The organism is Roseivirga sp. E12 (assembly GCF_017592825.1).
GTDB lineage: Bacteria > Bacteroidota > Bacteroidia > Cytophagales > Cyclobacteriaceae > Roseivirga.
Map to the genome: position 1 here is coordinate 220,635 of NZ_JAGFMD010000002.1, position 16,487 is coordinate 237,121.

Here is a 16,487-nt window from a genome sequence, read left to right on the forward strand (position 1 = left end):
AGAGGCTTCAGAGCACTAATCGCGTTGCAAACGTTTGCGGTAAAAAGGATTCATAGCTTGTCTATGGTCAAACCTTTCTAACCTTGACATTGCGAACTATTATTAAGCCTATGATGAAGAAAACGCCTAGGCCAAGTGCACTAAACCTCATTGAACCGGTGAGCCATTCAATCGTCCCATAAGCTACGGTACCAGCCACTATAGAAACGTTGAAGGTAACGTCATAAAAACTAAAAAAGGAAGCGTGGTCTTGCGTGTCTTCAGGGATAAGTTTGGAGTATGTTGATCTCGAAAGGGATTGAATACCACCCATAATCAACCCAACCATAATGGCCAGTCCATAGAACTGCATTTCATTCTGAACAAAGAATGCCATAATGCATACAACGATCCAAATGATTATCATAGCCATTAAGGAATACACGTTGCCCTTCCTTTTGGAAAGATTAGCAAATAGGTATGCTCCACCGATCGCCACAAGTTGGATAATAAGAACAATCTTGATCAAGGCTTCGGTTGGTAGTTGAAGTTCCTTTGATCCAAACAGCGAAGCCAAATACATAACCGCTTGAACTCCTGCGTTAAAAAAGAAGTAGGCCAACACATACCGCTTTAGATTCGGCAAGGTCTTTATTTGGCTATAAACAAGTCTTAATTCTTTATAGCCTTTCTTAAACCAATGATCTGTCTCCGTTTTATTAAAGGGATTCGCTGGAAGGCGATTAAACGTAATTTGAGCGAAACCAGCCCACCAAACAGCCACTGTAAGAAAGGAAATTCTGGCAGGGAGTGAACCCTCCTGCAAACCGAACATCTCTGGTTTTTGAATCATCAGAAGGTTCAAAATCAACAGTATGACACTTCCAATATATCCAAGGGAATAACCCTTGGCACTTAACCTGTCAAACCTGTCGGCAGTGGCTATCTCAGGCAAATATGCATCGTAGAAAACCAGGCCTCCGGAATAACCGATACTGGCCAAAATCACCATTATTATCCCAAACTCAATATTTGAGCCCTCGAAAAAGAACATCGCTGCACATGCTGATGCACCCAAATAGGCAAAGATCTTAAGAAAGGTCTTCTTCTTACCTGTATAGTCAGCAATGCCAGTCAATAATGGCAGCATTAGAGCGGTTAATAAAAAAGATACTGACAGCGCATAAGAATAGAGTACGGTATTGGGTAACTGCCAACCTAAAAAGTCTACCAGTTTACTGCCTTCAGCACTGGTGGTTACACTTTCAAAGTATATGGGAAATACGGCAGTAGTTATTGTGAGCGAATAGACAGAATTGGCCCAGTCGTACATGCACCAACCATTAGTGACTCTTCTGTCATTTAGTTTTACCTGGTTCATCTATCACTAAAAATGCATAAAAAAAGGGACTACTAAGTAGTCCCTTTTCTTGAAAAAGTTATTGATTAGTTATCTCTTGCCTTAGTTGGTGCAGCGTACATGATCTTACGCGCATTCGCTTCTCTCAACTCAGTTTGAATATCAACGATGATTCCCATTTTGGTCTCTTCATCAACCTTCAAAGATATTGTGATCTGATCGCGTTCTACTTCGCTCAACTTAGACTTCTCTTGGTTTACCCATTGTACAATACCCTCAATACCTATAAAGGCATCGTTGGCTTGAATTCTGGATTCTGATCCAAGACTTTCATCTTTTGGAGCACCTACGTATAAGTAGGTCACCAATTTTTTCTTCTCAAGCTTCACCAACTGTTCAGCCCTTGGGATATTCTGTTCTACCTTAAGCTCAGTCTCTCTTAATACGGTGGTTACCATAAAGAAAAACAGAAGCATAAAGATAATATCCGGCAATGCTGCGGTAGGTATATCCTGACTCGATTCACTTTTCTTCTTGAACTTAGACATAATATTACCCTCCTACTGTTGATGGTTCTGCAATAGATATCGCTTTCGGAATACCCGACCTAGCTCTATCGTACATCTCTTTCTGGCGCGGGTCGTTTCTATTCAACTTTCTGAATTCTTCGTCAGTCAGTCCGACTCTTTCACCATAAATTCTATTGTAAGCCGCGTTTAGTTCATCTAGGATACTAATGAAAATATCGTAGCTACTTCCACGGTCAGCCTTCAGTGATATAATTGCGCTACCTGGACCATCGGCTGAATCGGATGACCCTAGGTTACGACCTATATATGATTTCATTGAAGCTGGTAGACTCGCGTATACATCATTGTCACTCACTTCGTTTTTACCCTTCTTCTTATCACTAGGGTTTCCAAAGTTCAATACAAAGTCATATACCATATCCCTGATTTGCGTAACATCGTCTAACGGCTCTTCTTCAACCAAAAGTCTATCAGCAGAGTTAATCTGGATCTTAAACAGATTACGTTCTTGTTGCTTGATTTCAATTGGCTCGTCTTCTTCCTGCTTAGGAGGAAGCAAAAGCGTCAGTCCTTTGTTAGTGGCAATCTGGGTAGTTACAAGGAAGAAAATCAAAAGCAGGAACGCGATGTCGGCCATTGAGCCCGCATTCACCTCTTGACTTCCCTTATCTTTACTTCTTGCCATAAAACTATCTTACAATTCTTGCTACAGATGAGTATACTAAACCTACTAAAGCAACAACAAGTAGTACTAACGTTGTCGTCATTGCTCCACCTACCAGTTTATAAGTTGACACGGCCGCATCGCTGCTTGGGTCAAAACTGGAGGCTTCCAATGCCTTAGCTGTAGAAGCACCAAATTCTGCTGGTGCCGTTGAATAACCAATTAGGAATATTATGGCTAACACGCCAATTCCAATTCCGCCTTTTACAAGGCTTTTAGGATTACTAAAGGCATTTACGAGGTTCATTCCGATGGCCGCAAGTGTTGCGACAATGATCAGAATGATCGCGCCATATAATCCGATATCAATCCATTGTTCCTGACTCATAATTTATCTTTTTAGAGTTGACAATGATTACTTAGAAAGATTATGCTTCACCAAAAGGTCTACTAAAGAGATAGAAGCATCTTCCATCGAGTTTACAATAGAGTCGATTTTAGAAACACAATAGTTGTAGAACAACTGAAGGATAATCGCAACGATTAGACCTGCAACAGTTGTCAAGAGTGCTACTTTAATACCACCCGCAACTAGTGAAGGAGAAATATCACCTGCAGCCTCAATTGCATCAAAGGCGCCAATCATACCAATTACAGTACCCATGAAACCAAGCATTGGAGCAAGAGAGATAAATAATGAAATCCAAACTAGACCTCTTTCAAGTCTACCCATTTCAACTGATCCGTAGGCGATAACTGATTTTTCAACCATCTCAATGCCTTCAGACATTCTCATAAGTCCTTGAGTAAAGATAGACGCAACTGGTCCTCTTGTGCTCTTAGTAACTTCTTTAGCAGCTTCAACTCCACCTGATTCAAGTGCGTCTTCAACTTTGCTAAGTAACTTCTGAGTATTGGTTGTTGATAAGTTAAGGCTGATAATTCTTTCGATAGCGATAGCTAAGCCAAGAATTAAACAGATCAATACTGGTGACATAAACTGAGGGTCACCTTCGATGAACTTGTCTTTAATGATTTGGTCGAAAGACTGGGCCTCCTCTTCAATCTCATATTCCGGTTGTTCAGGAATTGGATCTGGCTCCGCTACGACAGTTGTATCTGAAGCTGTACCCGTGCTATCTTGAGCTACAGCGTTAAATCCAAAAGCAAAAAGGCCAAGGATCATCAGTAAAGAAAATAACTTTTTCATAGTCTAGTTTTGATTAATATAAGGTTAAAACGATTTCTAAATTATTAATAAATATGATTAAAAGAAATTATCACTTAAAGTTTTAGTTGATAGTGCGGAGAGAGAGGGATTCGAACCCTCGGTACCCTTAAGAGGTACACACGCTTTCCAAGCGTGCTCCTTAAGCCACTCGGACACCTCTCCTTTTCGATATCTGCGCTTCTCGCAGGGTGACAAATAAATCAATAATAATTTCAGTATGCAAGCCGAAATTTGTTTTTGTCAGCCATGAAAAATCAGTTCATTTCACCTCTAATCGAAGTTGTCAGGCACATTTTGCTATCGGTAGGATTACTAAAACGACCTAGTGCATACATCATTTTTGTGGTTGCTGCTTCGGTAGTTAAATCAGCTCCGCTCAAAACTCCGATACTGTCTAGAGCTCCACTGGTCTGATACTTTCCATGCAATACGCGACCTCCATTACACTGACTTATATTCAATATTAATTTTCCGGTGTCGACACCTGATTTCAGTAAGTCCAAAAACCATTTTTCGTGAGGCACATTTCCTGCACCATAACTCTCTAGTATAATGCCTTTTACTAGAGGTGCTTTAATGATGTGTTCAACCGTAGAGAGATTGAGACCAGGAAATAACTTTAGAATAACAATTGCAGGGTCCAGGGCCACGCTGAGTTTCAATTGTTCCTCTCGAAAAGGCTTCAAATAAGACCATTGATACTCTATGGCAATCCCAGCTTTCGCCAAGACGGGATAGTTCTCAGACTCGAATGCATCAAAGCGTTCACTTTCAACCTTCTTCGACCGATTACCCCTAAGCAGGACATTATTGAAAAATATGCACACTTCTGTGATAATCGGTTTACCATTCTTTTTATCGGAAGCGATCTCTAAAGAAGTGACCAGATTTTCGCGGGCATCAGATCGTGGAGAGGCAATGGGCAACTGTGCTCCTGTAAAAATCACAGGCTTGTTGAGCCCGTCAAGCATGAAACTTAGCGCTGAAGCTGAATAGGCCATAGTATCGGTACCATGCAGAATTAGAAACCCATCGAATTGATCATAATGTCTATGAATGACTTCTGCCATTCTTTGCCAATGCGTTAACTCTACCTTGGAAGAATCTATAGGAGTCTCAAAGGATATGACCGATAAATTGATCTGCAGCTCTTTGGCTACTGGTGCCCGTCTTAGTATTTGATCAAAACCGCATGGTGCCAGTGCCCCATTCTCATCATAGTCCATTCCAAGCGTTCCACCAGTATATATGATTAAGATATTCGCCTTAGGCTTATCAAATAAATCAAAGTGCTGTATTGGTTTTAACTCAAGCATTGAATTGAAATAGTTTGTTTGCGTTGTTAGTTGTAGTCGCGATGATCTCTTCTATTGAAGTCTCTCTGTAATCGGCCACCTTTTGTGCCACTAACTGCACGTAGGCTGGCTCATTTCTTTTCCCCCTGTGGGGAACAGGTGCCAAATATGGACTATCCGTTTCTAAAACCACATGATCCATATCTAATGATGGAATGACCTTATCCATACCAGCATTTTTGAAAGTAGATACTCCTCCTAAACCGATATGAAAATCTAGCGCAGAGATTCTATTGGCTTGCTCTACCGAGCCATTGAAACAATGAAACACACCTGTCAGGTCATCGTCTTTTAGTTTTTCAACCAAATCGATCGTCATATCTAGCGACTCTCTGCAATGAATAATGATCGGCCTTTTATATTTTTTGGCCCACTCGACTTGAACATTGAAAGCCTCAACTTGCTGATCGACAAAGGTCTTATCCCAATATAAATCAGTACCCATCTCCCCAATGGCGACAAAGTCCCTTTTCGATAACCACTCCTCTACTATATAGAGTTCTTTTTCAAAGTCGCTGTTCACAGAACATGGGTGAAGCCCCATGGTTGCAATACAAAAGTCTGGATATTGCAACTCCAATTCAAGCATGGCATCGATCGAGGTATGATCAATGTTCGGCATGTATATACGAGTCAGTCCAGCTTCTTGAGATCTTTCAATAACCTCAGCGATATCTTCCTTAAACTGATCGGCATAGATATGAGCGTGCGTATCAATCATCAGTGTTTCCTTCCTTTCCAGCTAACCTTTCCAATGAATATTATTCTTAAAAGTGCTAAAGTATCTAAAAGACTAATAACTATTGGTGATATCAGAAAGATTGAGTCGTGAGACTTTGTCCGAGTCGTCATGATCCGACTTTTCATCCAGTTAGTCCATAGACCATAGAAAGCAATAAACAGCGCCCAATCCTTATTAAACCAGACCATCACCAGTGCCATTACCACCCATAACCTTGCAAAGAAGGCCGGTATGCCCAGCACAAAATGGTGTGTAAATACCCCGTTCATCCATCGGCAACGCTGAGTAAGTAATTCGTCAAAAGTCAATTGAGGCTTGGTATAGGCATGACCGTAAGGTTCGACTAGCTGCATGGTCTTTAGGCCTTCTTTCTGGAATCTTTGTAGCAAACCGAGATCTTCAACGTCAGTAGGCCCCAGTCCTCTAAAGCCTCCCAATCTATCATAGGTACTTTTCCTAAATGCCATGTTGTTACCTAATATGGAAATGGGTCTAATAAAGTCGGCCATGGTCTTCATGGCAAAGAGCACTGATTGCCAATCCATAAATTGGAGATTCGCGATCCAGTTAGACTTAAGGATTTGCGTATAGCCACTTACCATGTCATTTCCACTAACGAGCGAGGAAACCATCAGCTTTAACCAATCTTTGGTCACGATCATGTCGGCATCAATGATCACTTGATACTCGAAATGACTGGCATCAATGAGTTGACTCAAAACATTGCCCTTGGCGATAAGCCCATCTTTCTCTTCGTCTATCCTGATGGATTTGATCACATCATTCTGCTGAACGAATTCTTGAATGATGCTCTCTGTATTATCTTCGGAATTATCATTGCCTACCAATATTTCTAGGCGATCAAAGGGGTAATCAGAACTTAGCAATGACGACAGACTATCTCTTAGATTATGCTCTTCATTCCTAGCACAGACCAAAACAGAAACCTTGGGAAGCTCATCACCTTCTAAGAGCGAGGTACTCTTAAACTTCAACCAATGAACGGCCATCAAAAATAGTTCGACCACATAAAGGAGCAGGTATATCCCAAGTAATACTACCATCACAACCGACCAAATTGATAACCTTGATTAAGAAAGTGTTGGATATACTTCGGCAAAACAACCTTCAAATTCTTCTCAGCTTTTAGATTGTCATGAAAGACAACGATGGACCCTGGTTGGGTGGCCTTGATAATCCCATCCAAAATAATCTCCGGACTTAATGACTGATCATAGTCCTTGGATAGCACATCCCACATTACCACTTTTCTATTCTTCAACAACTTTCTTTGCCTTGTTTTAAGCCTTCCATAGGGTGGCCGAAAAAGCTCGGTGGTCTCATTGTGTTTAGCGAGAGCCTCATCGCACAGCGCAACATTGTCAAGATAGTTTTGTGTCAGGGCCTTCCGGCCATTAAGATGGTGATGGGTATGATTGCCAATGCTATGGCCTTCCAACAGGAGTTTGTCAAAAACTTCAGGGTGCTTATCGACATTTTCTCCTACGCAGAAAAAAGTAGCCTTGATGTTAAACTGAGCCAAGGTTTCTAACACCCATTCTGTAAGTTCTGGAATTGGTCCATCATCAAAAGTCAAGAAAATCTTCTTACCAGCGTTCGGAACATTCCAAACAAGGCTTGGCCATATGTACTTAAAAAGAGAAGGGGTTTTATGCGGTACCATTCTTGACCCTGCAAGATAAGAAAGTCAAGTCATCCGAAAAGGGCTGTGATTTACGATAATCATCCAGTTCTTTCAAAAGGTCTTGATGCATTTCATCTAAAGGACGACCATGGTGCGTCTCAAGGAAGGATTGCAATCTTTCTGCGCCAAACTCTTCGTCTTGATCATCAAAGGTTTCTGTCAAACCATCGGTAAAGAGGAAAAGGGAAAAGTCTTCTAAACCTGTAACAGTACCCATTTCTAAAAAGGGCAATGGCTCGAAGGCACCGAGTACCGTTGTGCCGACTGTTAATCGTTGCACATCTGAGGCACCATTCATTAACATAGGCGGGTTGTGCCCTGCATTGATATACCTCAGTTCCTTCGACCCATAATCATATACCGCTAAAAAGAAGGTAATGAAGTTCTCTCTGTTGGCATTATGGCTGAGTTGGTAGTTCAATTCGGTCACAACTTCTTTAGGATCTTGAGCCGTCCGGGAAACTGTTCGCAAAACTGCCTGAAAATTGGACATCAATATCGCTGCGGGCACACCCTTGCCAGAAACATCGGCAATACAGACAACAAATTGATTCTCATCTTCAAGGCTTATATAATCATAGTAATCACCCCCCACCGTTTGGCATGGCTGGTAAAAGGCTTTTATCTCGATCTTTTCGGTTCTCGGCAGATCTTTCGGAAAAAGGAAGTTTTGAACATCACTAGCAATTTCAATATCACGTTGTAATGCCTGCTGTTCCAACTGCTTTCTGGCAAGTCTCTTATTCTCAATAGCCACCAATATAATATTACTGAGTGCCTGTATAAAGGTGGTATCAATTAGGTCTTCTATCTCGCTTTTAACCTTTAAGAATACAAAGGCCAACAACCTGTCCTTATGCTTTACAGGAATGATAATATCGAACTCTGAGAAACATGGAACATCTAAATCCAATTTACTGATCTCAGTAGCTTCGCTTACTTTCAAACAGCTCTCTCCGAGCGCTACTTGTGTAAAATCCTTTTTCGTACCAAACTGCACTTTGCATTCCCATTCCTCCTCTTGCACGTACAGAGTGAGTTTGTCAAGCCTTAGGTTGGCTCGCAACGTAAACTCATAAATTTTATAGAGGTCTTCTTCTGGCAGATTATTGTTCATTGCCTGAGTAATCTCCAAGAGCGCATTAATCTCTAACTCTTTTTGATCAAATCTATTCTGCAGTGAACTATGCGGCATATTATCTTCCGTTGTGGGCCAAAAGCCCTGTTTTTGTGGCTAAGTAATAGTAATCTTGAAACTCGTTGTCAAAGTCTAATTTGTCTTCAAAAACTTCCTCATTCATATTATAGAAGCACTTGATCCAGTCCCGATCTAATAAGCCCTTCAAAACACTCTTTAAATCAGTTGCGTTCATCTCGAGTTCCTCAATTAAATGACTGAAGGGCTGTACAAAGTACAACTCATCCATTACATCAAATTCCTCATCGGTCATGCTTGTCATCTAATATGCTCTACCCTTCCACTTGAACTTTCCAAAGTTAGCAGCAATGCCAAAATAAATGACATAAAAGGGATACAATAGATAGTTAACTAAAAAGGCAATCCCGTTCATTTTTTGTCCAAAGGATCGTCTGACCGACCAAAGGAAAATGAACTCGGTCAATAATTTAAACAATAGTAACGAAGTAATTAGTTTAAGATTGTCGACAGGTTCGATAAGTCGGAAGATAAGCCAAAGTTGTATCAGCTGCACAACAAAAACTACCAGGGCACTCAGGATTGTGCTAAGCCTAAATGCGACCTTCCATTTGCTAGCCCATCTCAGTCGTTGTTGTTTAAAAGTACTCCAATTGAAGGAGGCCGAAGTCTGCACCGCTGATCCTCTTGACTTTTGGAACCTTATGCCATTTGGAAACTCCTTTTTGACCTTATGCATTAACAGTTCATCGTCTCCTGATGGCGTTGAATCAATTCCGTTGAAACCGTTTACTTTATTGAACACCTCTTTTCTATAGGCGAGATTAGCACCATTCGCCATGAGTGGCATCTTCATTCTTAAGAAAACTCCGCCTGTTCCTATCAATGAGGAAAACTCGATGGATTGCATCTTTTGCCAAAAGCTATCTCCCGTTAAAGCTACTGGACCTACTAACATCTGAAGGTTATCGTCTTGAAATTGGCCCGACATTTCTCGAAGCCAATGTGGTTCTGCATAACAGTCGGCATCAGTAGTAATGATCAGGTCATGGGTAGCTAATTGAATTCCAGCGGTGATAGCTTCCTTCTTCCCGAAAGCTTTTTCCAAACTATGTACCTGATACTGAAAAGTAGCACTACTTAATAGTTCACTAAGCAATTCCAAGCCATTGTCTTCAGAGTGATCGTTGACAAAAACAACCTCAAAAGCTCCATCGGCTTGATTGCTCAAGCTGTCAACAAGTTTTCGAAGGTTCTCCTCCTCATTCCTAAACGGAATAATCACTGAAATCGGAAGCCCTTCCCTGCGTAAACTATCAGTTCTCCAAGTGTTCCAAATAACTATTAGAGCAAGAAGAAAAATCAGGTAGCCCGCATATATGCCAATGGCAAGGATCATACACGAATAAATACCATTAGCATCGAAAAATAAAATAGCCTGCCTATTCGGATTGATTATATTGCAAACTGATGGCAGTAGTACCAGAAAAAATAGTCTTAGGTATCGATCCCGGGACCAGCGTAATGGGATATGGGCTTTTAAAAGTCACTGGTAAAAAGCTATCCCTTCTGCAGTTTGGCGTGATTCATCTCAGCAAGTATTCTGGCCATGAACTTAAACTCAAGAAGATTTTCGAGCGGATCACCTCTATCATCGAAGAGTTCCATCCTGACGAAGTAGCGCTGGAAGCACCCTTCTATGGCAAGAATATTCAATCCATGCTAAAGCTGGGTAGAGCTCAAGGCGTAGCAATGTCTGCTGCCCTGGCCAGAGACATTCCCATTACCGAGTATGCGCCTAAGAAAGTGAAGCAGTCCGTTACTGGAAATGGAAATGCCTCTAAAGAACAAGTCGCCTCTATGCTTCAAACCTTGCTCAGTATCAAAGAGCTACCCAAAATGCTTGATGCTACCGATGCATTGGCAGTGGCTGTTTGTCATCACTTCCAAAACGGAAGCCTACAAAGTCGTGCTAAAAGCTGGAAGAATTTTGTAGCGGATAATCCGGGGAGGGTGAAGTAAAAGCATCTATTTAACACTAATCCGAATTACTCCATAATTTGCTTTCTCACCGAACCTAGCGACAGCTGCTTCAGACTTTAGCACCTCAATTTTTTCGACATCCTGCATGTTAAGATCAGACAAGACACCTTTAACAAAAGTCTCTTCCCCATTTCTAACTAACACAATGGAAGGATCATTTACTGTTCTTGGACGATTTTGACAATAGAGCATTAAAGATGGAGGAACAGAAGTAGTAGGAATACGTCTCCTAACTCCCTCAACTGGAGAATTATTTAGAACATCAGGTATCTCCTCCTCCTGAGCTTGACACCCCATGAAAACAATGATTATCACTGAAAGCATTGAGATTAAAGAAAAGGGCATCCGCATACTAAGAGAACAATCCTTCAGTCAAGATACCTTAGTAATCAGCCTAACTGCTGATTGATTCTAGAAGCAATACCTGCTAAGACAGATGCTTCCAGCTTCAACTTCGGCCTACCGAAATCGATATCATGCATACCATGTAGGGGAATCAGGTGGATATGGGCATGAGGCACTTCAAGGCCTATTACGGCAACACCAACCCTTAGGCAAGGGATGGCCTTCTCAATGGCTTTGGCCACTTGATGTGTAAAGGATTGTAATTTGAGGTAAGTATCTTCATCCAGATCGAAAAGCTTGTCCACTTCTTTTTTTGGAACTACCAAGGTGTGCCCTTCATTCAATGGATTGATATCTAGAAAGGCAATCGCATCTTCATTCTCAGCTACGATATAGCCTGGAATTTCACGATTGATGATCCGGGTGAAGATACTCGGCATTTTACTCTAAAGTGATGTCAAGAATTTCGAACTCTATTTTTCCTGCAGGGGCAATCACCTCTGCAATTTCACCGATCTTCTTATTTAAAAGACCCTTTCCGATAGGCGATTCATAAGAGATCTTGCCGCTTTTAAGGTCGGCTTCCTTTTCTGACACCAAAGTGTATTTCACTTCCATGCCATTCTTTACATTCTTAATCTTCACTGTAGAAAGAATAGACACCTTTGAAAGGTCCACATCTTCCTGTTTTTTTATTCTGGCATCACCGATGACAGTCTCTAGCTCGGAAATACGCATTTCCATTAAACCCTGAGCATCTTTGGCAGCATCATACTCAGCATTTTCACTCAAGTCACCTTTGTCTCTTGCCTCAGCAATTTGCTTGGACATATCGGCTCTACCTTTCGTTTTTAACTCCTGCAGTTCATCTTTCAATCGCTGCAATCCCTCTTCAGTGTAATAACTAACACCTGCCATATCATTATATTTTGTGTACTCTTAAACAAAGAACGGCCTCAGATTGAAACCGTCTATAAACAAATAAAATCGCCTCTTCAGGCGATTGAAATCAAAATTAGCTAAAAATTAGCAAATCTTAAAGCTTAAGCATTCCAATCAATACGGTAATGTGTGGCGATCTTACCCACCAAAACCTCATTGATTCGTTTAAAAGAGGCGAAAGTCCACCCTCCCACATGAGGAGACAGTACCACATTCTTTCGCGTAAAAAGATTCTCAAAAAGAACCTTCTGGTCCTTGCTTAACTGATCGAACTTTTCTTTCTCTAATACATCCAGCGCTGCCCCTAAGAGCTTACCTGAATCCAAAAGCGCCAGTAAGTCCTTTGTGGGAACAATTTCGCCTCTGGCTGTATTTAGTAAATAGATATTCTTATGGAACTGTTCGAAGAAGTCAGCATTAATCCAGCCGCGCGTCTCTTCTGTTAAAGGAACATGTAAGCTCAAAATATCGGCTTTGGCAAACATCTTCTCTAGGCTTACCTCTTCTACATTCTTTGTCCCGAAACCTTTCCTATACTTATCATAGACCAACACGCGACAATCAAAGGCCCGCAGTCTTTGCACAAAAGCCTGCCCCATATGACCATAGCCGATAATGCCGACCGTCTTGTCACTAAGTTCTACTCCCCGATTGCCCTCTCTATCCCAAATCCAATTTCTTACTTCACGATCGGCACGGTTAATATTGTTCAGCAAGTTCAGTAGCATAGCCACAGCATGCTCGGCCAAGGCGTCACGATTTCCTTCAGGAGCATTGAGTATCTCTATGTCACGATTTTCGACATATTCGACATCAATTTTATCGAGTCCAGCACCTGCTCTTCCAATGAATTCTAACTTAACTGCCTTGTCTACCAGCTCTTGGTCTACTGTAGTTTTACTTCTGATAAGTAAACCCTCAAAATCATGAATCTTATCCAGAATTTCGGACCTCGAAGCTTTAGGAAGATAGACAGGTTCTATCCCAATTTGCGATAGTAAATCCTGGATGCTTTCATGCATCTCATCAACAATAAGGCACTTCTTGGACATTTTTATGAGAGTAAAACGTTAGCGATGGCTAGGTAAACGATAATCCCGAGGATATCGTTCGTGGTCGTAATAAATGGACCAGAGGCGAGTGCGGGATTGATTCCGAACTTGTCTAATATTAAAGGTGTGGAAGTCCCGGTGAAGGAAGCCAGCATAATGACACAGATCAATGAGATGGCTACAACTTTACCTAAATCAGCATCACCTTTCCATATGTAGACAATGCCAAAACTTATTGCGGCTAACACTACCCCAGTGAAAATGGCCACCAAAAACATCTTACCAATTCTTTTACTGAAAGACTCTGTAAATGCCGATCTATTGGCCAGACTTTGTACCACCAAAGTAGATGACTGAATACCTACGTTACCCCCTGTTGCCATAACAAGTGGAATAAAGAATGCCAATGCAGCGTTGCTTTCTAAATCTCCTTCGAAAAAGCCGATCGCCCAGGCACCCAAGGTACCTCCTACTAAACCAATCATTAGCCAGGGAAGTCGTGCTTTGGAAATTGCCCAAATGCTATCGTCCTCCTCCACATCGGCAGATATACCGGACATCAACTGCATATCTTCCTCTGCTTGCTCAGTGATGACATCTACAATATCATCGATCGTAATTCTACCCACCAATTTCCCCTGAAGGTTGATGACTGGCACGGCATCCAAGTCATACCTCTGCATGATATCCGCCACTTCCTCCTCATCCATGTAGGTCTCAACCGCTTTGATATCTTCATCATAGATATCTTTGATATGGGTCGTGTCATTGGTAAGTATGATACGCTTAACAGAAACCTTACCTAAAAGCTTCTGTCTATCATCAACTACATAGATGGAATAAATCTTGTCGACATTTTCTGCTTGCCTACGAATTTCTTCAATGGTCTGAAGGATTGTCCAGTTCACATTGGCGACAATCATTTCCTTCGCCATCAGTCCACCAGCGCAATCCTCGTCATAGCGCATCAGCTCCTGGATATGCGCTGCACTTTCTGGATCCTTGATGGCTGCAATTACTTCTTCTCTAACTCTGACGGGTAAGTCGTTTATGACATCCACCGCATCATCAGAGTCCATTTCTTCTATGTATTCGGCAATCTCTTCAGGATTCAATTCCTTCAAGAAATCCTGACGCGTATCTTCTTCGAGCTCCTCAATGACCTCAGCACCCACCTCATTTTGAAGTAAATCGAGGACAAATTTGGTGTTCTCAGGAGTAGCCTCCTCCAGTAATTGAGAGATGTCTGCCGGATCGACTCCTTCCATCGTCTCAAGGATAAAAGCATTATCTGCCCGCTCGATTGCCTGAACGACCAGATCAAGATATTCCTTGGAAAGCTCAAATTTTACGCCCGCTTCTGACACGATGAAATTAGATTTGTTAGGGTTACAAAATCTTCAACTGAAAGGGTCTCAGCACGCAAATTTAACATTGGGTGATCGACCAATTCGGAGGGCAAATTTATAGGTTTTAATGCATTGCGCAATGTTTTCCGCCTCATTTGAAAGCCGGCTTTAACTACTGCCTTAAAAAGGCTTTCATCACAACCTAACTTATTGATATTGTTACGCTTAAGGCGAATCACTCCAGAATCAACTTTTGGCGGTGGATTGAAAACTGTTGGTTTTACTGTAAACAAGTACTCTATATCATAATAGGCCTGTAGCAATACACTCAGTATACCATAAGTCTTATTACCAGGGGGCGATGCCAGACGTTCAGCGACCTCTTTCTGAATCATACAAACCACCTCGGGAATATCATTCTTGAAATCTAGTACCCGAAAAAATATTTGGGAAGAGATATTGTATGGAAAATTGCCTACTATCGCCACAGGCGTATTTGTAGCCTTCATAAAGTCGACTTTTAGAAAATTACCCTCAATAATTCTATCGCTCAAGGAAGAAAAGTTATCCTTTAAATAGGAAACCGACTCTCTATCCACTTCAATCACCCAAGTTTCGATTGGTTGTTCTAATAAGAATTGCGTCAGCACACCTGTCCCTGGACCAATCTCCAAAACTCGGTTATAGTCGCCATGGCCGCTAAGCGCTTTGGCTATATTCTCGGCTATGCTTAAGTCCTTTAGAAAATGTTGACCGAGGTGTTTTTTAGGGCGTACTGAAGACATCGTGACAACTTAGGCAAAAAACATTAATTTGCGCAAAAATCTCGATTTAAGGCTTGGTAGGAAAATGGATTACTGATTTAGAAGAGACATGAACGAGGCAGCAAACCACAATCGAATTAAACCAATTATTGGCATTACCATAGGCGACATCAACGGAATTGGGCCTGAGGTAATTATCAAGGCAGTACAAAACAATCTCCTTCTAAACCATGTAGATATAGTTGTTTACGGTCATGGCAAAGTCTTTTCGCTTTACAAGACCATTCTGAACATAGAGAAATTCTCATTCCATCAAGCTCGATCTATAAAAGAGTATCGTCAGAACAAGTTGAATGTCATCAACTGCTGGACTGAGGATTTCGAGCTGAAGGTCGGAACTGAGACTCCAGAAGCCGGAAGGTTTGCCCTCGCTGCTCTCAAACAAGCCACTGAGGACCTGAAAAACGGCAGTATTCAGGGAGTTGTTACAGCACCAATAAGCAAGAACAATATTCAATCTGATGATTTTAAATTCCCTGGACATACGGAATACTTCACTTCCAACTTCGAAGCGAAAGACAGCCTTATGTTCTTGTGCAACGAGAGTCTAAGGATCGGTGTGGCTACAGGGCACATTGCCCTCTCGGAAATCAGTCAAAAACTGACGAAGAAAGTGCTACAAGAAAAGTTAAATCTAATGTTGACCTCGCTCAAGAAGGACTTTGGTAAAGCCAAGCCAAGAGTGGCACTACTTGGACTTAATCCCCATGCCGGTGAAGAAGGCCTATTAGGTAGTGAGGAAAAAGAATTAATTGCTCCGTTGGTTTCCGAATTTAAAGAAAAGGGAAAGCTAGTTTTTGGCCCCTATCCTGCCGATGGCTTTTTTGGTAATGCCAGTTACTCTAACTTTGATGGTGTACTAGCCATGTATCACGATCAAGGCCTGATCCCTTTCAAAACTATTGCTTTTGAAGATGGAGTGAACTTTACCGCTGGTTTATCCATTGTAAGAACATCTCCGGACCATGGAACGGCCTTTAATATTGCGGGAAAGAATATGGCCAATGAACAGAGTATGCGGAGTGCTATTTATATGGCCGTTGACATTATCCGTAATAGAAACAGCGCTGAGTCTGAACAATAGGTAGTTTGTCAGAATAAAAGACGAATTGATCGATTTATAAAACTGAATGATTATCCAAACGTATTCTTTGTTATCTTGAAACTGGTGAACAGGACTATAGCTTTTTTACTTTTTTGCACTTTTTCG

20 protein-coding genes and 1 tRNA gene are annotated in these 16,487 nt (G+C 41.5%); 2 read left to right on the forward strand and 19 right to left on the reverse strand.

Annotated elements, in window-relative coordinates:
- Positions 1 to 67: 67 nt before the first annotated feature.
- The 13 genes from J4E76_RS08595 to J4E76_RS08655 form a co-directional block, all read right to left on the reverse strand.
- On the reverse strand, positions 68 to 1,360 hold the full coding sequence (locus tag J4E76_RS08595; RefSeq protein ID WP_208503136.1) for an MFS transporter: 1,293 nt from the start codon (positions 1,358 to 1,360) through the stop codon (positions 68 to 70).
- A gap of 65 nt (positions 1,361 to 1,425) precedes the next feature.
- Positions 1,426 to 1,887 (reverse strand): biopolymer transporter ExbD, encoded by a 462-nt coding sequence (locus J4E76_RS08600; RefSeq protein ID WP_208503138.1) that lies wholly within the window; start codon positions 1,885 to 1,887, stop codon positions 1,426 to 1,428.
- A gap of 4 nt (positions 1,888 to 1,891) precedes the next feature.
- Positions 1,892 to 2,554: a biopolymer transporter ExbD gene (locus J4E76_RS08605; protein WP_208503140.1), complete on the reverse strand. Its 663-nt coding sequence runs from the start codon at positions 2,552 to 2,554 to the stop codon at positions 1,892 to 1,894.
- Between the two features lie 4 nt (positions 2,555 to 2,558).
- Positions 2,559 to 2,921 carry a hypothetical protein gene (locus tag J4E76_RS08610; RefSeq protein WP_208503142.1) on the reverse strand — a complete coding sequence of 121 codons (363 nt, stop codon included), beginning with the start codon at positions 2,919 to 2,921 and terminating at the stop codon, positions 2,559 to 2,561.
- Positions 2,922 to 2,948: 27 nt separating this feature from the next.
- Positions 2,949 to 3,743 carry a MotA/TolQ/ExbB proton channel family protein gene (locus J4E76_RS08615; protein WP_208503144.1) on the reverse strand — a complete coding sequence of 265 codons (795 nt, stop codon included), beginning with the start codon at positions 3,741 to 3,743 and terminating at the stop codon, positions 2,949 to 2,951.
- Between the two features lie 95 nt (positions 3,744 to 3,838).
- Positions 3,839 to 3,926, reverse strand: a tRNA-Ser gene (locus J4E76_RS08620).
- A gap of 92 nt (positions 3,927 to 4,018) precedes the next feature.
- The gene (locus J4E76_RS08625; protein WP_208503146.1) at positions 4,019 to 5,080 is read right to left on the reverse strand and encodes an asparaginase; all 1,062 of its coding nucleotides are present in this window, start codon (positions 5,078 to 5,080) and stop codon (positions 4,019 to 4,021) included.
- Complete coding sequence (locus J4E76_RS08630) at positions 5,073 to 5,840, reverse strand: TatD family hydrolase (RefSeq protein ID WP_208503148.1); 768 nt, start codon at positions 5,838 to 5,840, stop codon at positions 5,073 to 5,075. The genes J4E76_RS08625 and J4E76_RS08630 overlap by 8 nt, the downstream gene beginning before the upstream one ends.
- Entirely contained in the window at positions 5,840 to 6,925 is a 1,086-nt protein-coding gene (locus J4E76_RS08635) for a glycosyltransferase (protein WP_236017361.1), read from the reverse strand. Before J4E76_RS08635 ends, J4E76_RS08630 begins: the two co-directional genes overlap by 1 nt.
- Positions 6,925 to 7,545, reverse strand: a complete 621-nt coding sequence (locus J4E76_RS08640) for a polysaccharide deacetylase family protein (RefSeq protein ID WP_208503153.1) — start codon at positions 7,543 to 7,545, stop codon at positions 6,925 to 6,927. Before J4E76_RS08640 ends, J4E76_RS08635 begins: the two co-directional genes overlap by 1 nt.
- A complete protein-coding gene (locus tag J4E76_RS08645; RefSeq protein WP_208503155.1) occupies positions 7,532 to 8,761 on the reverse strand; it encodes a PP2C family protein-serine/threonine phosphatase in 1,230 nt (409 codons plus the stop codon). Before J4E76_RS08645 ends, J4E76_RS08640 begins: the two co-directional genes overlap by 14 nt.
- A 1-nt stretch (position 8,762) precedes the next feature.
- A complete protein-coding gene (locus J4E76_RS08650; protein WP_236017347.1) occupies positions 8,763 to 9,026 on the reverse strand; it encodes a hypothetical protein in 264 nt (87 codons plus the stop codon).
- Positions 9,027 to 10,121: a glycosyltransferase gene (locus J4E76_RS08655; RefSeq protein WP_208503157.1), complete on the reverse strand. Its 1,095-nt coding sequence runs from the start codon at positions 10,119 to 10,121 to the stop codon at positions 9,027 to 9,029. It lies immediately after the preceding gene.
- 71 nt (positions 10,122 to 10,192) lie between these two features.
- Between J4E76_RS08655 and ruvC the strand changes: the two genes are divergently transcribed.
- Complete coding sequence (gene ruvC, locus J4E76_RS08660) at positions 10,193 to 10,744, forward strand: crossover junction endodeoxyribonuclease RuvC (RefSeq protein ID WP_208503159.1); 552 nt, start codon at positions 10,193 to 10,195, stop codon at positions 10,742 to 10,744.
- 6 nt (positions 10,745 to 10,750) lie between these two features.
- Here ruvC and J4E76_RS08665 read toward each other — a convergent pair whose 3' ends face one another.
- From J4E76_RS08665 to rsmA, 6 genes are all read right to left on the reverse strand, one after another.
- Positions 10,751 to 11,089, reverse strand: coding sequence for a hypothetical protein (locus tag J4E76_RS08665; protein ID WP_208503162.1), 339 nt, complete (start codon positions 11,087 to 11,089; stop codon positions 10,751 to 10,753).
- A 65-nt stretch (positions 11,090 to 11,154) separates the two neighbouring features.
- Positions 11,155 to 11,550, reverse strand: a complete 396-nt coding sequence (locus J4E76_RS08670) for an HIT family protein (RefSeq protein ID WP_208503165.1) — start codon at positions 11,548 to 11,550, stop codon at positions 11,155 to 11,157.
- 1 nt (position 11,551) lies between these two features.
- On the reverse strand, positions 11,552 to 12,028 hold the full coding sequence (gene greA / locus J4E76_RS08675; RefSeq protein ID WP_208503167.1) for a transcription elongation factor GreA: 477 nt from the start codon (positions 12,026 to 12,028) through the stop codon (positions 11,552 to 11,554).
- A gap of 125 nt (positions 12,029 to 12,153) precedes the next feature.
- Positions 12,154 to 13,104, reverse strand: coding sequence for an NAD(P)-dependent oxidoreductase (locus tag J4E76_RS08680; protein WP_236017348.1), 951 nt, complete (start codon positions 13,102 to 13,104; stop codon positions 12,154 to 12,156).
- A 2-nt stretch (positions 13,105 to 13,106) separates the two neighbouring features.
- Positions 13,107 to 14,471 (reverse strand): magnesium transporter, encoded by a 1,365-nt coding sequence (gene mgtE, locus J4E76_RS08685; protein ID WP_370592799.1) that lies wholly within the window; start codon positions 14,469 to 14,471, stop codon positions 13,107 to 13,109.
- On the reverse strand, positions 14,453 to 15,238 hold the full coding sequence (gene rsmA / locus J4E76_RS08690) for a 16S rRNA (adenine(1518)-N(6)/adenine(1519)-N(6))-dimethyltransferase RsmA (protein WP_208503169.1): 786 nt from the start codon (positions 15,236 to 15,238) through the stop codon (positions 14,453 to 14,455). Before rsmA ends, mgtE begins: the two co-directional genes overlap by 19 nt.
- Positions 15,239 to 15,326: 88 nt before the next feature.
- Here rsmA and pdxA point away from each other — a divergent pair, with 88 nt between their 5' ends.
- Entirely contained in the window at positions 15,327 to 16,361 is a 1,035-nt protein-coding gene (gene pdxA, locus J4E76_RS08695; protein ID WP_208503171.1) for a 4-hydroxythreonine-4-phosphate dehydrogenase PdxA, read from the forward strand.
- Positions 16,362 to 16,487 lie beyond the last annotated feature (126 nt).

What these genes read in the sequence shown, in the direction of transcription:
- J4E76_RS08595 (WP_208503136.1), bottom strand. Translation starts at nt 1,360, where the DNA reads ATGAACCAGGTAAAACTAAATGACAGAAGAGTCACTAATGGTTGGTGC.
- J4E76_RS08600 (WP_208503138.1), bottom strand. Translation starts at nt 1,887, where the DNA reads ATGTCTAAGTTCAAGAAGAAAAGTGAATCGAGTCAGGATATACCTACC.
- J4E76_RS08605 (WP_208503140.1), bottom strand. Translation starts at nt 2,554, where the DNA reads ATGGCAAGAAGTAAAGATAAGGGAAGTCAAGAGGTGAATGCGGGCTCA.
- J4E76_RS08610 (WP_208503142.1), bottom strand. Translation starts at nt 2,921, where the DNA reads ATGAGTCAGGAACAATGGATTGATATCGGATTATATGGCGCGATCATT.
- J4E76_RS08615 (WP_208503144.1), bottom strand. Translation starts at nt 3,743, where the DNA reads ATGAAAAAGTTATTTTCTTTACTGATGATCCTTGGCCTTTTTGCTTTT.
- J4E76_RS08625 (WP_208503146.1), bottom strand. Translation starts at nt 5,080, where the DNA reads ATGCTTGAGTTAAAACCAATACAGCACTTTGATTTATTTGATAAGCCT.
- J4E76_RS08630 (WP_208503148.1), bottom strand. Translation starts at nt 5,840, where the DNA reads ATGATTGATACGCACGCTCATATCTATGCCGATCAGTTTAAGGAAGAT.
- J4E76_RS08635 (WP_236017361.1), bottom strand. Translation starts at nt 6,925, where the DNA reads ATGGTAGTATTACTTGGGATATACCTGCTCCTTTATGTGGTCGAACTA.
- J4E76_RS08640 (WP_208503153.1), bottom strand. Translation starts at nt 7,545, where the DNA reads ATGGTACCGCATAAAACCCCTTCTCTTTTTAAGTACATATGGCCAAGC.
- J4E76_RS08645 (WP_208503155.1), bottom strand. Translation starts at nt 8,761, where the DNA reads ATGCCGCATAGTTCACTGCAGAATAGATTTGATCAAAAAGAGTTAGAG.
- J4E76_RS08650 (WP_236017347.1), bottom strand. Translation starts at nt 9,026, where the DNA reads ATGACAAGCATGACCGATGAGGAATTTGATGTAATGGATGAGTTGTAC.
- J4E76_RS08655 (WP_208503157.1), bottom strand. Translation starts at nt 10,121, where the DNA reads ATGATCCTTGCCATTGGCATATATGCGGGCTACCTGATTTTTCTTCTT.
- ruvC (WP_208503159.1), top strand. Translation starts at nt 10,193, where the DNA reads ATGGCAGTAGTACCAGAAAAAATAGTCTTAGGTATCGATCCCGGGACC.
- J4E76_RS08665 (WP_208503162.1), bottom strand. Translation starts at nt 11,089, where the DNA reads ATGCTTTCAGTGATAATCATTGTTTTCATGGGGTGTCAAGCTCAGGAG.
- J4E76_RS08670 (WP_208503165.1), bottom strand. Translation starts at nt 11,550, where the DNA reads ATGCCGAGTATCTTCACCCGGATCATCAATCGTGAAATTCCAGGCTAT.
- greA (WP_208503167.1), bottom strand. Translation starts at nt 12,028, where the DNA reads ATGGCAGGTGTTAGTTATTACACTGAAGAGGGATTGCAGCGATTGAAA.
- J4E76_RS08680 (WP_236017348.1), bottom strand. Translation starts at nt 13,104, where the DNA reads ATGTCCAAGAAGTGCCTTATTGTTGATGAGATGCATGAAAGCATCCAG.
- rsmA (WP_208503169.1), bottom strand. Translation starts at nt 15,238, where the DNA reads ATGTCTTCAGTACGCCCTAAAAAACACCTCGGTCAACATTTTCTAAAG.
- pdxA (WP_208503171.1), top strand. Translation starts at nt 15,327, where the DNA reads ATGAACGAGGCAGCAAACCACAATCGAATTAAACCAATTATTGGCATT.